This window comes from Flagellimonas hymeniacidonis (assembly GCF_008040165.1).
In the GTDB taxonomy this organism is placed as follows: domain Bacteria; phylum Bacteroidota; class Bacteroidia; order Flavobacteriales; family Flavobacteriaceae; genus Flagellimonas; species Flagellimonas hymeniacidonis.
In genome coordinates this window covers 1,334,621-1,349,063 of the sequence record NZ_VRUR01000001.1, presented here as the reverse complement: position 1 = coordinate 1,349,063, position 14,443 = coordinate 1,334,621, and the positions used below count along the sequence as shown (strand labels likewise).

Genomic DNA, 14,443 nt, shown 5'->3' with positions numbered 1-14,443 from the left:
CTTTTTTATTTTTAGACTTATGCACCAAAGTTTTCTTAAGTATGTTTTAGACGATTTACAGAACAAGGATGTGTCCATTGAGGCCTGCACCTTTATTCTACCCAGTAAACGTTCTGGGACATTTCTTAAAAAGCATATTGCAACTACCCTTGACAAGAGCTGCTTCAGTCCAGAGGTTTTATCCATAGAAGACTATGTTTCCCAAATAGCAGATATCTCATCCGCTACTTCTATAGAACTCTTACTAACCCTATATAACGTTTATAAAAAACAACCATTAGAAAGTCATGATGATTTTAATACGTTCTTGAAATGGGGGCAAACCCTCCTTCAAGATTTTAACGAAATAGACCGGTATCTTATCCCTGCTGACAATATTCTTAACTATCTGTCCGCAATAAAAGAACTTGATCACTGGTCACTACAAAGCAATAAAACAGAACTTGTCCAAAACTATCTGCAGCTATGGAAAGGATTAGAATCACTCTACAATTCTTTCACCATGACCCTTCTAAAACAAAAAAGGGGATATCAAGGGCTAGTGTATAGAGAAGCCGTTAATAAGCTTGCAGATTATAGCAAAGCTATGGAAGACAGCCCTCTTGTTTTTATCGGCTTTAATGCATTAAATACAGCAGAATCTACCATTGTCCAATATTTTCTGAAACAACCCAATTGTAGTATTTATTGGGATATTGATTCGTACTTTATGGAAGACTCCATTCACGATGCTGGACTATTCATAAGAAACTACAAGCAGCAATGGCCCTATTATGCCACTGAAAATCTATTGGGTGTTCATAGTAGCTTCCTTTCCCAAAAAAAAATTTCTATTACTGGTGTTCCAAAGAGTATCTCACAGGCAAAATATGTCGGTGAACTATTACAAAAAATCAATGGCAAATCTGATGATGGACTTAAAAATACGGCTTTGGTTCTTGCAGATGAATCTTTGTTGAATCCCGTTCTTCAGGCTATCCCTCAAGAGGTAAAGGAAGCAAACATTACCATGGGCATGCCATTGAATAAAACCATTTTGTATTCCTTTTTCATATCATTCCTAGACCTCACGATTGCCAAAACCCAAAAAGGTTGGTTTTATAAAGATGTTTTGGCATTTTTGGCCAGCCCCTACTCCATTGCAATTTCTACAACTGAAAAGGTAGATTTTGCAAAATCCATTACCCATGATATAAAAAAGAACAATTGGCTGTATCTCAATACAAATCAATTGTCTAAGTATACTTCATCAAAAAACATATTGGAAATTATATTTCCTGCGGAAGCTATCTCTCCTTTAGAGTGGATAGAACATTGTATTTTATTAATACATGAATTAAAGCGTCTTTTTCAAGCGGAAAAGAATACAAGGGAATTAGAACATTTGTATAGATTCTATAATTTATTCAATCAGCTTGAACAACACTTAAGTTCCATTTCCTTTATAACGAATTTAAAGTCTCTAAAAACCCTTTTTAAGCAATTGGCCACCACCGAAGCTTTAGATTTTATTGGCGAACCCTTATCTGGATTGCAAATCATGGGAATGTTGGAAAGCAGAAACCTTGACTTTGAAACCGTTATCCTTACCTCTGTGAATGAGGGAATATTACCTGCCGGAAAGTCTAACAACTCATTTATTCCGTTTGATGTAAAGAGAGAATATGGACTTCCCACTTACAAAGAAAAAGATGCTATATATACTTATCACTTTTACAGACTTATTGCCAGGGCAAAGAACATTTACATCATATATAATACAGAACCTGATGTTCTCGAGGGAGGTGAAAAAAGTAGATTGATAAGCCAATTGCTCACGGACGATAATATTGCCAAATACGTAACCCACAATATCGCATCACCAGAAGTGAAAATCACTGCTTCTCCTCTGCATGAGGTTGGCAAAACACCATTGCTTTTAAATGAGATAAAGGCTTTTGCAGCCAATGGGTTTTCACCAACATCACTTACCAACTATATTAGGAATCCTCTTGATTTTTACAAACAAAACATTCTTAAAATCAATGATGTAATTGAAGTAGAAGAAACCATGGCAGCCAATACTTTTGGCACCATAGTCCATGATAGCCTAGAACAGCTGTATCAACCGTTAGTAGGCAAAGTTCTAGACCTGGAAAATACAGCTAAACTGGCAAAAAGCATCCCAGAAATAGTACGACAGAAATTTCATGTAGTCTTACATGGTGTTGATATTACAAAAGGTAAATTTTTATTGGTTTATAATGTTATTGTAAAGTACTTAGAGAATTTCATTGCTTTGGAGAGAAATCAAATACAACGACATCAAATTAAACTTTTGGGGTTAGAAGAAAAGTATGAAGTACAACTTGATGTTCCTCCATTGGACTATCCCATAAAACTCAAAGGAACCCTAGACCGGATTGATGAAGTTAATGGGGTTATTAGAATAGTGGATTATAAAACAGGCAAGGTAGAGCCTAAAAATGTAAAAATTACGGATTGGGACCAACTTATTGCTGATTATGATAAAAGCAAGGCTTTTCAACTACTTTGCTATGCCTATTTGTATACTAAGCAAAAAAATGCTTCCGATATGCAGGCAGGAATCTATTCGTTTAAAAATCTAAGTCAGGGGTTATTGCTGTTTTCAGCAGAAGGAAATACAATAACCAAAGAAACACTCACTCTTTTTGAAGATGCTTTGCAAAAGTTGATTCTTGAAATCTGCAGTCCTTCTATTCCATTTATAGAAAAAAAGGTTTAATTACTTCAAATCTGGGCGCGTGGGCCTTACTTCAATTTTGCTAGGCAAGGTTCTAGGGTGCATCATTAATAAATCAACCACAAGCTTGCCAATATCCTCGGCTTGTATTTTCCATGAATCTTTTTCAGAAGGTTTATTTCCATTAAAGTTGGAGGCAACGGATCCAGGCATTATAGTAGTCACTTTTATATTATACTTCCGTAAATCCAACATGGCCGCCTGAGTAAAACCAACTACTCCAAATTTGGTGGCATTATAACCCGCTCCATTGGCAAAAAAATTAGTGCCGGCCAAGCTTGCAAGAGTCATATAATACCCTTCTGATTTTTTCAATGCCTCAACGGAAGCCTTAAGGGTATGAAAAACCCCATTTAGATTTATATTGATCATCTTGTGCCATTCACTTTCTTTCATTTCATCAATTGGTGCAAAATGACCTACCCCGGCATTGGCCAAAACCAAATCCAATTGGCCCCATTTGTCCAAAATCTTTTTTACAGCTACAGTTTCATCAGAAAGGCTTGAAACATCTGAACGTAATCCCAAAACATTTTCCTTGTCTCCGAGGCTTTTTAAAGCTTCTTGAACCCCAGCTTCACTTCTCCCGCTTATGGCAACTTTCATCCCTTGGGCCAATAAACATTCCGCAACTCCATATCCTATTCCTTTGGTCCCACCTGTTATGTAGGCAACTTTACCTTTTAAATTCATTGTCCAATTAGTTTGGGAACAAAAGTCGTAAAAATTAATGCTCAAAAAAGAAAAAGCATTATGTACGATAATATTTTACCCTTACCCATCATATGCTTGTTTGAAAAAAACTCTTTAGCAATCTCATTAATTGTCAGTATGCAGGTCATGAAAATACATAATTGGTTTATTTAAAATTTTGATTTACAGAAACATACAAGCTGTAAATGTTAATTTACATCGGCTTATCTGTTCATCCTAATCGGCATTATCATCGTTAACATTTTCTTTTGATTGTTTTTGTCACGCAATTGTTTACTAATAAAGCTTTAAACTCTATTCAATCAAAATTATACCCTAGAGCTTTTTCAAAAAGATGTCTCCAAAACAAAAATTAAAAAAGTCCTCACTGATTTTAGTGAAGGCTTTTGTTGGTAGAGAATACCGGAGTCGAACCGATGTCCTCTTATCCTTTATTCTAGTGTTTTATTGCGGTCACCTGTATTTCTATTTTCATTCTTGCATCCGATAGTCCCGCCGATATCATGGTCGCGGCCGGTCTTATGTTGCCAAAATATTTTTTTAATACTGGCCAACATAGTTTAAAATTGCTTGCTTTGGGTAGTATATAATTCACTCTTACTACACTATTCAAATCAGCATTGGCCTGTTGCAGGGCACTTTCAATATTTTTAATGCATTGCTCCGCTTGGACCACCACATCATCGGAAATCTCCATAGTAGTATAATCAAAACCCGTAGTACCCGATACAAAGATCCAATTTCCGTGGACCACGGCCCTTGAATAACCTATTTCCCTTTCAAAAGGAGAGTTTGAACTTATTAGCTGTTTTTTCATGGTTTTTATTGTTTGCTTATGGGAAGCATATTATCCAAGTCAACCGGAAAGCTGTCGTACTTGTTATATAATTTGAGATATTTTGAGGGGTCTATTGGATTCTCGGTCAGCGTCATATGTAATCCCCTAAAAAAACCTTCTCGCTTCATGGAAGGGTTAAAAATGAGCATCAGTTTTACTACGCTGTTCGAATCGTTTCTAAAACCGTGTGGTGTAAACCTCGGTACAAAGACCACTGTGCCTTTTGGAGCCTGTTTTATCTGTTTATCAACCATCATGGTTAACATTCCATGGGTAACGATAAACGTTTCGTCCATAAACCTGTGGTAATGCAAATTGGCGCCAATAGTCTTGGGTTGCAGGACTATTTCATAGATGCCCAATTGATTTCCCGTTTGCCCGCTGGTCACTTTAAAAGTGATTGCCACGCCTTTCATTTTCAGTGTTTCCCCTTCACTTGGCAATACCACATGTGACTTATCGGCCAAAGTATCTTCAAATATATTTTCTTCCATAATCTAGTTAGTTAAATTCATTTAGCTTATTCAAAACATTGGGATATTTCGGTCATGGTGGTCGAAATTTGTTCTTCGGAGCCTGGATAAGCAGTTCCATTGACTGAAAATGTTTTCACCTCATTTATTCCTATATAATTTAAAATTGCAGAAAGATAATTTTCAACGCCATCAGGTGATTCCCCATTTAATGGGAGTCCCCCCCTAGCCACTATAACTGCAGCTGACTTACCGACGAGCAATCCTTTTCGCTCCCTACTTACTGGGTCATACCCAAAGGTTTTATTGATCCGGAGGACATGATCTATGTAAGACTTTAGTGAACTGGGCACCGAAAAATTATGCACTGGAGAGCTGATGAGAATGGTATCCGCTTGTTCCATCTCTTCAATAAGTTGGTCAGAAATTTTCAAATGGTCCTTACCTTCTTCAGGCTTGTTGAACGCCTCATAAGCCGCTTTGGATAGGTGGGGCAGTACCTTTTGCTCCAAATCCCTATAAATAATATGGTTGTTCGGGTGCTGTTGCCTCCATAATACTTCATAATGGTCTGCTGCTTGTCTACTGAAAGAATTGGCCTGGTTAAAGCTGGAGTCGATTCGTAAAAGTGTTTTCATGATTTGCTATATTTCTCTATACAAGACAAATCAATACGGTATTATGTGACGCGTTTCACACTTTTTTATTTCAATTTAGGTTTTGACCAAACTGCTTTAACAAATTTGTGAGGTCTTTACCTTGGCCCATCATTTTTCCGTATTCCATATTTTTCAGCTTCTCTGGGGCTACCATGGAATAAATTGTATTAACCTTTTGGTTCTCATCAAAATTGAAGATCATACAGCTCATAATCCGATTATTGGTTTTGAACCATATAGCGGGCTGATGGTTGACAGTGGTGACGGTATATTCCTTTCCGTCCAAAAACATAGCGTACACATATTGAAGCAATTCTGCGGTATGTTGCTTGCCATCCGTAATACGGGTAACCACCTTTATGGTATCACCTCCGTCAGCCATTAGGCGAATATCATCGGTAAAGAGGGACTCCAATTTATTTGTGTCCGCATTCATAAGGGCGTCTATGTAAGGTGAAAGATTGCCCTTTGAAGGCAACTCTTTTTTAAAGTTTTGATTTTTAAGCTTCTTTTTGGCCCTAACGAACAATTGCCTACTGTTCTCTACCGAAATCTCAAGGACCTGGGCAATTTCACTGTGTTTATAGTCAAACCCCTCTTTTAAAATAAAGACTGCCCTTTCTTTGGGGTTAAGCCCTTCAAATAGAACCAAAAGAGAGTAATTGGCCACTTGCTCCTTGATCAAAGGGGTATCTGCGCTTTCTGTGGTCACTGGTTCGGGCAGCCAAACCCCATATTTTGAGAATTTTTTGCTCCTATTCTTAAAGTTGATGGAATGATTGATAACGGATTTAATAAGATAGTTGACCTCATTTTCCACTTTCGATTTATCCAGTCCTATGTATTTTTCGATTACATCCTGAACCACATCATGCGCATCGGCATAAGATCCAATGATATTATAGGCATAGGTGAGCAAACTACGGTAAACAGTATCCATCATACAAATACCTTATTATTGATTATTGTTGCCTTCCACATATATATGGACAAAAGAAAAGTGTTCAATGTGACAAAAAGTAGGTTTTTTTTCAATCTTTTTCAAAAATACCTCTTCCACAACTTAATGCTAATCCAAATAAAAAATGGCTGTCTTATCAATCAATACTACAAAATATCGATTTCTAAAATTGGTGCGTTCCAAAATCTCCGTTAAAGCCTTTTTGGTTATCGTTCCATGTTCCGCCAGTTCACCATTTGTCTTCAAAAAGGTAATCAACTCAAGAGAGTCCTTGGACTTTAGATTGACAATATGCGCTAAAACATCTTTGGGTTCTTCGATGAATTCGGAAGTTTCGATCAGTGCGAATTTTTCAACGTCCTGAACCTGGGCCCACGTGGTACCACAATAGAAGGCCATTAAGGCAATTAGAATATTTTTCATATCAAAATGTTTGAGGGTCCAATTTCCCTGTTACAAGTTGAATGTAAAACCCGAATCTTGCTATAAATGGTTTCCTTCATTTAAATGTGGAGTCCACTGAATAGCTATATAATGGTTACATGGTCGTTAAAATGAAAAAACATGTCACGTTTTTGTTTGGCTATTTGTCTTGTATACACCTATTCACTCTTGCCTGTAAATAAAATTATATCGTATTTAAAACAAACACAGCAAATGAACAACTTTCTCGAAGTACTGGTACAAAATCATAAACGGTATATGCCCATACTTCAACTCAATCAATTTAAATATTATGGAAGAACATAGAATAGCAGTGACCGAAGCGGTTACAAAATTTATCAAAGCAGGGGATGAAAGTAACCTTAAGGGACTAAAGGAAGTTTTGCATGCCGATTACAGAAATGTCCAATTTGGTTTTTTTAACAAAACTGGGGTTTTCGTATTCAATAAGGCCCATTATTTACAACTTATCCAAGATAGGACTTTCGGAGGCATCCCCCGCAGTATGGAGATTGAAAGGCTGGACATTCACCTTAATATAGCGGTTGCCAAGGTCCGATTGGAAAGTGAAAAATTAAAGTTCCAATCCTATATATCACTGATATATGACTCAGGTGAATGGAAAGTCATTGAAAATTTTCCCCATGTTGAGTACAAATCGTTATGTGATTAAAAGTAAATAAGGACAAATTAAAAACGGTTCTGTTTGATTGGCTTGCGATTTATCCCATCGTAACTTTGGCACTACTCATGCTGGAGCCTACATTGAAGCTTTTTTCTTTGCCGATTCAGATTTTGGTACTAACTGTTATCATAGTCCCTATTATGGTGTACATAGCCGTTCCATTGGTATCGGCCTTATTAAAAAATGGTTGAAGTTTCATAAAACCATCTTTTTATGATATCTAGGAATAATAGATTTCTTCTTTTGCTGATGCAGTAACCTCTGCCAATAAAAAAAGTTAATACCCCATTCAATTGTTCCAGCTATCTTGAGAATAGTGACCGGAACAGACTGAGGAATGTTTACTTTTTTTGAGATAATTAGACCCCAAATCTTAGTGTATAAACTTTATATAATTCTATCTCCAATGCAAACGGCGCAAATTGTGAATGCAAAATTGTTAACTACAATCAAATACCTCCTTTATGTAGCAAAAATACCGACAAACCCAATAGAATTATTTCAGAACACGAATTGACTGTCCGTCCCTTCTTGGGTCCGATGCTCCAATCCAGCTACCATTCTCTTTTGCTATAGCATGTACTCCGCCATAATAGGGGTTCAACCCTTCTTGGGAAAGCAAGTCTTCGCTTGGAAAGTGAAATCTTAGGCCATATTCCTGCGCCAAGTTATCGGTGACGAGTGAGGTGTCCTTTTTTTTCTCAAAATAGACTTTATTTCGGTTAACATGAATACGTGGAGTGTGAATTAAGTCTGCAATATCCTGTTTTTCAATCCACTTAGCTGTCAATTGACCAACAGTTGATACAATTCTACTGCTTCCAGGGCTACCTATGACCATCCTGTTTTCGCCATTTTTTTGAACTATTGTTGGAGACATGGATGAATAGGCCATTGCATTTGGACTTAAGGCAAAGGGGTGTCCTGGCTCCCCAAATACAAAATCGTCCATATAGGAGTTATATAGGAACCCTAACTGCTCTGATGCGGCCAAAGACCCAAAATAAGCGTTTATACTTGCCGTGACCGATATGACATTTTCCTGCGAATCAATCACGGAAAAATGTGTGGTTTCACCAGAATTATTGCTAGAATTTCCATCACTTTTTTGAAAACCTGGCGAAGCTGATAAAAGTTGTGCAGCGTATTGTTTTGACAATTTCACATGTACAATGCTATCATAATCGAGCAAATCTGTAACTGGATCCGTTCTTCTATCGTTCTGAGCCAAATACAATGCTTTTACAAGGTCATCAGTTTTGATTTTATCATTCTTGGATTCTTCCTCCAATAATCTCAATATTAGTAGGGTTGTCCAACCTCCGCAAGGAGGAGGTTGGGAGTAAACGGTATAATCTCCATACTCAATGGCTAAAGGGGTCAACTCTTTTGGATCCTGAAATTCTTTTAGATCTTTCAGACTGATCCATCCGTTGTTGTTTTGCATGTCTTCCGATATACTTTGGGCTATTTGACCTGAATAGAAGTCTTCTGCGCCATACTCTGCCAGTCTTTCCAATGTTCTTGCCAAAACAGGTTGCTTTAAAATTTGCCCTTTTTTTGGAGCTGTATTTCCATTTATCAAAAACAAAGAGGTATGGTGTTTATTCCCTTGTAGCTTGGCCTCATATTTTTCATAGACTTTCGCCCTAAATTCACCCACTTCGAATCCATTTTTTGCCAATTCAATAGCAGGGTATATCAACTCTTCCCAAGTAATATTACCACTGCCATACTTTTTATGTAGGTAACCAAGAACTTTTACCGTTGATGGGATAGTACTTCTTCGATGATACGTTAAGGTGTCCTCACTGGTCACCAAGGTATTTTGAGGTGAAAAAGTAGTTCCATTGATGGCTATGGGAGGCTGGTTTTTTAGGGAGAGCAATACCTGGGTTCCCCCGCCCAAACCGGACATTGCTGGCTCGGTCACACCTAGGGCAAAAGAAACGGCCACAGCAGCATCAACAGCATTTCCTCCCATCTTCATAATCTTTTCGCCAGCTTGTGATGCTTCGGGTGTAGCTGATGTAACTACTCCTAAAAAAGTTTCTTTCTGATCATTACATACTAGAAATGACATAATAAGAAGAAAATACGCTATTGTATTTTTTCCAGTGATAAAGTCCATGTGATAAGTCGTTTTATTGCCAAGACTATTCTTGCACAATGGTTTTCAACAAAGCCTTTGTCAATATTAATCCCAGGATTCTCCATGACGTACTGCAGTATTTTTTCTCCATCAAAATCAACATAGGAAAGACGTGCAGCAAAATGATCATGAAGATGTCCAAATGCCATCCCTGGTAAAAGTGCCACACCAGTTTCACTTAATAAGTGCGAACAAAAATCCTCACTGTTGGTAAGACCCATAGAAATTAGATAGGGCCTCCATTTTTCAAAATTTGGATAAAGGTAAAACCCGCCTTCTGGCTTGGGCATTGAGATTCCTATTGTTGTTAGTTCACCATAAACATATAACGCAACCGCTTTTAAAATTTTTCGTGTGTGTTCCAGATATAACCTCAAAGATTCATCTTCTTTATAAGCCTCGACCGCTGCATATTGTATGGGAGCACTAACGGAGGTAAAAGTCTCACTTGCCACAATGGCCATTGCATTCTGTAAGTATTTCAGTTGCGGAGGGAAAACAAAAACACCAAAACGCCACCCACCGGCTCCGGCCCATTTGCTAAGTCCAGTACTTATTATTGTCCCCTCTGGATAGTACTTGGCCATGGTCTGATGCTGACCTTCATGATGCACCTCACCATATATTTCATCCGCTATTACAATGATTTGTTTTTTTCTTAGCACTTCTGCCAAAGCTTGCAGTTCCTCATCAGAATAAGTGTTGCCGAGCGGGTTGGATGGATAGTTCAGTATTATAGCCCTTTTTTGATCGGGATCCTTCTTACAATGCTCTTCTAGAGCCTTTGCATCCAGTTTCCATCCGTTTTCTTTTTTGGTAGGTAGCCATACGATCTTATGGCCGGTAAGTATCGCTTGAGGTTCATATGAGACCCAACTTGGAGTGGGCAACAACAATTCATTAAACGCACAAGATACTTGAAAGTTATATATCAGTTCTTTTGATCCAGGACCAATGAATACTTCTTCAGCTCCGACTAGCAAACCATAACGCCTTCTGAAAAAAGAACCAATCTCTTCTCGCAAGGACTTTAGACCCTGAACAGGTAAATAATCCTTTTGATGCGCATTTTTTTTTAAGGCTTCAACCACTTTGTTCGGAACGGGAAACGGTGATTGTCCAAAACCCAACCGAAATACTTCTTTGCCTTCTAAAATCAATTTTGCGGACAGTTCATTAATCGCCAAAGTGGCAGAGGGCTTTACTTTTACCATTATCGGATTTAAACCAGTCATAACCTAACTTTAGGGATTCATTTATGTATTGAAATTAATTCAAACTTTTCATAATTTATGCCTGCCAATTTTTTTTAATTATCCATACCAATTTCAATCCCGGCATAAATCATAACCAGTGGCTTTCAATTCTTAAAATAGAAGCATCAAATTCTATGCTTGCAATACTTTTGCAGTTCAGATTTTTGTGTGAATATCATTTGTTAAAAAATCAATCGGTGTTGTAAAAGGGCAAGTTGTTGGGACTGATTACGCAGAAAGATTAAATTCCCTAGAAACCTTCGTTTTATAAACCCCTCATTTAAGTTACAAATACCTTGATCAAAACATTAATACATAACCAAATATCTTGTGGTTTAATTACTACATTCGCTACTCAAAAATTGAATATAATCAATGAAAGTTTTTCAATGCGGACATTGCAACCATCCGCTGTATTTTGAAAATACCCAATGTGAGAATTGCGGACATTTGTCCGGTTATCGCGACCTTGACCGGCAGATGCTCACATTTGACCCAGATGCCTCTTCCCTGACCTCCGATCGCGAAAAATTTGAATATAAGTACTGTAAAAACAAAGAGTATGAAGTTTGTAATTGGCTTTTAGTAAGGGACTCCCAGCAAGAATATTGCCGTGCTTGCCAGCTCAATCGAACCATACCTGATCTTTCCGACAAAAAGAATTTTCCCAAATGGCAAAATTTAGAAGTTGCTAAACACCGTCTCATTTATCAGCTTCAAAAAATAGGCATGGATTTGCCAAGTAAAATGGACAACGATGAGGGATTGTGTTTTGATTTTATAGCAAAACGGAATAACCCAAAAATCATGACTGGACACGCAAATGGAGTCATTACCATATTATTAAGGGAAGCGGATTCGGTATTGAGGGAGCAAACGAGAAAGGAGATGCAGGAGCCATATCGGACACTTATAGGACATTTAAGGCATGAGGTAGGCCATTACTTTTGGGAACAATTAATTTTCAAAGATCAAGAGGTATTGCAAACCTTTAGGAGCATTTTTGGAAATGAGAAAGAGAATTATGCTGATGCCTTGAAGGCTTATTACAAGAACGGAGCACCCGATGATTGGCACGACTCCTATATAAGTAAATATGCGACATCGCATCCTTGGGAAGATTGGGCGGAAACTTGGGCACATTACCTACACATTATGGACATGGTGGAGACAGCACACTTTTTTGGATTGGAAGTAAATCATAGGGATATTTCTGAAAGTATGAAGATATCGTCAACATTTGACCCTTATACAGTAAAAGATTTTAAAACAATTATACGAACCTGTGTACCCTTATCCTTTGCCGTTAATAGTATCAACAGAGCAATGGGAATATCAGATGTTTACCCATTTGTGATTACCAAGAAAGTCATAAAAAAAATGATTTTTATTCATGAATTATTGTTGACAAGGCGATGATTTTGATATTTTCAGAGGTGTGACCTTTGGCATATTTGCGGTTGAGCATAATGGTGGTGTAGATTGTCTTGAAAAAATTGCAAATATGTTGTAATTGTGTCTCTTTTGTTCACATGGATTAAATGGGTATACACTGAAGGTCTTTAGGGACATCTTTATATTCTTCACTCGAAATATCCAATATAGCGGCAAATCACAAAAAGACAATTTCTTTTTAACCGATTTCCCATCACTTAATGCAATATTTACTGTTGATGCAAAGTGTGATTTGTTATTTCTATGCGCAAATGACACATATAAATCTTAGATGCCTATTTTTTGATTCTTATACGTCGAATGATTGATGCCATAACAAACAAAGTTAAAGCCATAAAATCTAAAGTGCTGATAACCAATTAATATAGATTGTTAAGCCTTACTTGCAATTCGTACTTTTAAACAAATTCATCCACGGAAATTCAGAATTCGATTAATTTCTTTCTAATCTGTACCCATACAAACCCAATAGATAAATATTTAATAGTATATTATAAGGGCTTCCTTTTTAGCGGGATTTACATACTGATTTAATACCGAAACATCCTTTTGCCGAAAAAAATATAACATAAGAACCAAAAACCATAAATATGTCCAAAGTAGATTTTACCAAATATGAAACCACTGGGTTTTATGACGAAATGTTCAAGGACACCAATGACGTGAGACCTAGTTATGAAAAGTTCAAAGGACGTTTGGAAAAATTGAGTAAAAACAAACTCCAATTTTTACAGCACGCAACAGATCGGGCCCAACTATCTCTTGGCATGACCTTTAACGTGTACAATGACAACCAAGGGGTGGAACGTATCCTACACTTAGATATTATACCAAGAATCATAAGCGGTAACGATTGGGACATGCTTGCAAAAGGGTTGGAACAGCGCATCGTGGCATTGAATATGTTCATTAATGATATTTATAACGAACAAAGATCCTTAAAGGATAATATCATCCCAAAAGAACTTGTGCTTTCTAGTGCCGGATACCTCAAGGAATGTGTTGGTTTACGTCCTCCCGAGAATGTTTGGAGCCATATTTCTGGAACGGATTTAATTCGTGGCGATGATGGTAATTTTTATGTGCTGGAAGATAATCTAAGATGCCCTTCTGGCGTATCGTACATGCTTGAAAACAGGGAGATTTTGAAACGCACATTTCCTGAAGTGTTTGAAAAACTAAACGTAAGACCAGTTCATGATTATACCCACCATCTAAGGGATATGTTGGAGTCCCTAACTAAGGAATCTCCTGCATCCATAGCTGTGTTGACGCCCGGTATTTATAATTCAGCCTATTTTGAACATGCTTACCTAGCCCAACAAATGGGTGCCGAATTGGTCGAGGGAAGGGACTTGGTCGTGAAAAACGATTTTGTTTATATGAACACCACCAAAGGGCTTCAACGTGTACATGTTATCTACCGCAGGGTCGATGACGATTTTATAGATCCATTGGTCTTTAATAAAGATTCAATGTTGGGCACAGCTGGTCTTTTTGAAGCCTACCGCAAGGGCAATGTGGTATTGGTCAACGCGCCAGGTGCAGGGGTCGCCGATGACAAGGCTATTTATGCCTACATCCCCCGATTGATCAAATATTATTTAGGAGAAGAGGTGCTCTTGCCTAATATCAAGACCTACATCTGTGGGGAGAAAGACGACTGTAAATATGTTCTGGAAAATATTCATACCCTCGTAGTAAAACAAACTGACGGTTCTGGAGGATACGGCATGTTGATAGGTCCAAAATCAACTAAAAAAGAATGTGATGAATTCCTCGTCAAAATAAAAAACAATCCAAGAAACTATATTGCCCAACCCATGATCAATCTTTCTAGAGTACCGACCCTGACGGATGATACCATCGAAGGAAGGCATGTGGATTTAAGGCCCTATTGCCTATACGGGAAAGATATTAAAATAGTACCGGGCGCACTAACAAGAGTCGCTCTCACCAAGGGATCATTAGTAGTCAATTCTTCTCAAGGTGGTGGAAGTAAAGACACTTGGGTACTAGATTCCAAAACTAAAAAATAACGT

Annotated in this window: 12 protein-coding genes; 4 read left to right on the top strand and 8 right to left on the bottom strand. The window is 37.6% G+C overall.

Annotation, left to right across the window (positions count from 1 at the left end):
* The first annotated feature begins 19 nt into the window (after nt 1–19).
* Nucleotides 20–2,746 carry a PD-(D/E)XK nuclease family protein gene (locus FVB32_RS06060; RefSeq protein WP_147742181.1) on the top strand — a complete coding sequence of 909 codons (2,727 nt, stop codon included), beginning with the start codon at nt 20–22 and terminating at the stop codon, nt 2,744–2,746.
* Here the strand turns inward: FVB32_RS06060 and FVB32_RS06055 are convergent, their stop codons facing one another.
* The 6 genes from FVB32_RS06055 to FVB32_RS06030 all read right to left on the bottom strand — a co-directional run bounded on the left by FVB32_RS06055 (nt 2,747) and on the right by FVB32_RS06030 (nt 6,832).
* Complete coding sequence (locus FVB32_RS06055; RefSeq protein ID WP_147742179.1) at nt 2,747–3,457, bottom strand: SDR family oxidoreductase; 711 nt, start codon at nt 3,455–3,457, stop codon at nt 2,747–2,749. It lies immediately after the preceding gene.
* Nucleotides 3,458–3,914: 457 nt separating this feature from the next.
* Entirely contained in the window at nt 3,915–4,295 is a 381-nt protein-coding gene (locus FVB32_RS06050; RefSeq protein WP_147742177.1) for a RidA family protein, read from the bottom strand.
* A 5-nt stretch (nt 4,296–4,300) separates the two neighbouring features.
* A complete protein-coding gene (locus FVB32_RS06045) occupies nt 4,301–4,810 on the bottom strand; it encodes a cupin domain-containing protein (RefSeq protein ID WP_147742175.1) in 510 nt (169 codons plus the stop codon).
* A 26-nt stretch (nt 4,811–4,836) separates the two neighbouring features.
* On the bottom strand, nt 4,837–5,427 hold the full coding sequence (locus FVB32_RS06040) for an FMN-dependent NADH-azoreductase (protein WP_147742173.1): 591 nt from the start codon (nt 5,425–5,427) through the stop codon (nt 4,837–4,839).
* A 70-nt stretch (nt 5,428–5,497) separates the two neighbouring features.
* A complete protein-coding gene (locus FVB32_RS06035; RefSeq protein ID WP_147742171.1) occupies nt 5,498–6,391 on the bottom strand; it encodes a sigma-70 family RNA polymerase sigma factor in 894 nt (297 codons plus the stop codon).
* A gap of 126 nt (nt 6,392–6,517) precedes the next feature.
* Nucleotides 6,518–6,832 carry a hypothetical protein gene (locus tag FVB32_RS06030; protein ID WP_147742169.1) on the bottom strand — a complete coding sequence of 105 codons (315 nt, stop codon included), beginning with the start codon at nt 6,830–6,832 and terminating at the stop codon, nt 6,518–6,520.
* 313 nt (nt 6,833–7,145) lie between these two features.
* Between FVB32_RS06030 and FVB32_RS06025 the strand changes: the two genes are divergently transcribed.
* The gene (locus tag FVB32_RS06025) at nt 7,146–7,526 is read left to right on the top strand and encodes a nuclear transport factor 2 family protein (protein WP_147742167.1); all 381 of its coding nucleotides are present in this window, start codon (nt 7,146–7,148) and stop codon (nt 7,524–7,526) included.
* Nucleotides 7,527–8,034: 508 nt separating this feature from the next.
* Here FVB32_RS06025 and FVB32_RS06020 read toward each other — a convergent pair.
* The gene (locus FVB32_RS06020; RefSeq protein ID WP_147742165.1) at nt 8,035–9,669 is read right to left on the bottom strand and encodes a gamma-glutamyltransferase family protein; all 1,635 of its coding nucleotides are present in this window, start codon (nt 9,667–9,669) and stop codon (nt 8,035–8,037) included.
* Complete coding sequence (locus FVB32_RS06015) at nt 9,639–10,904, bottom strand: pyridoxal phosphate-dependent aminotransferase (RefSeq protein WP_222707948.1); 1,266 nt, start codon at nt 10,902–10,904, stop codon at nt 9,639–9,641. Before FVB32_RS06015 ends, FVB32_RS06020 begins: the two co-directional genes overlap by 31 nt.
* Nucleotides 10,905–11,321: 417 nt before the next feature.
* Between FVB32_RS06015 and FVB32_RS06010 the strand changes: the two genes are divergently transcribed.
* Together FVB32_RS06010 and FVB32_RS06005 are read left to right on the top strand one after the other, a co-directional pair.
* On the top strand, nt 11,322–12,365 hold the full coding sequence (locus tag FVB32_RS06010) for a zinc-binding metallopeptidase family protein (protein WP_147742161.1): 1,044 nt from the start codon (nt 11,322–11,324) through the stop codon (nt 12,363–12,365).
* 626 nt (nt 12,366–12,991) lie between these two features.
* Entirely contained in the window at nt 12,992–14,440 is a 1,449-nt protein-coding gene (locus tag FVB32_RS06005) for a circularly permuted type 2 ATP-grasp protein (RefSeq protein ID WP_147742159.1), read from the top strand.
* Nucleotides 14,441–14,443: the final 3 nt, after the last annotated feature.

Bases quoted from the DNA above. Each gene is read 5' to 3' on its own strand.
- FVB32_RS06060 (WP_147742181.1), top strand. From the start codon at position 20: ATGCACCAAAGTTTTCTTAAGTATGTTTTAGACGATTTACAGAACAAG.
- FVB32_RS06055 (WP_147742179.1), bottom strand. From the start codon at position 3,457: ATGAATTTAAAAGGTAAAGTTGCCTACATAACAGGTGGGACCAAAGGA.
- FVB32_RS06050 (WP_147742177.1), bottom strand. From the start codon at position 4,295: ATGAAAAAACAGCTAATAAGTTCAAACTCTCCTTTTGAAAGGGAAATA.
- FVB32_RS06045 (WP_147742175.1), bottom strand. From the start codon at position 4,810: ATGGAAGAAAATATATTTGAAGATACTTTGGCCGATAAGTCACATGTG.
- FVB32_RS06040 (WP_147742173.1), bottom strand. From the start codon at position 5,427: ATGAAAACACTTTTACGAATCGACTCCAGCTTTAACCAGGCCAATTCT.
- FVB32_RS06035 (WP_147742171.1), bottom strand. From the start codon at position 6,391: ATGATGGATACTGTTTACCGTAGTTTGCTCACCTATGCCTATAATATC.
- FVB32_RS06030 (WP_147742169.1), bottom strand. From the start codon at position 6,832: ATGAAAAATATTCTAATTGCCTTAATGGCCTTCTATTGTGGTACCACG.
- FVB32_RS06025 (WP_147742167.1), top strand. From the start codon at position 7,146: ATGGAAGAACATAGAATAGCAGTGACCGAAGCGGTTACAAAATTTATC.
- FVB32_RS06020 (WP_147742165.1), bottom strand. From the start codon at position 9,669: ATGGACTTTATCACTGGAAAAAATACAATAGCGTATTTTCTTCTTATT.
- FVB32_RS06015 (WP_222707948.1), bottom strand. From the start codon at position 10,904: ATGGTAAAAGTAAAGCCCTCTGCCACTTTGGCGATTAATGAACTGTCC.
- FVB32_RS06010 (WP_147742161.1), top strand. From the start codon at position 11,322: ATGAAAGTTTTTCAATGCGGACATTGCAACCATCCGCTGTATTTTGAA.
- FVB32_RS06005 (WP_147742159.1), top strand. From the start codon at position 12,992: ATGTCCAAAGTAGATTTTACCAAATATGAAACCACTGGGTTTTATGAC.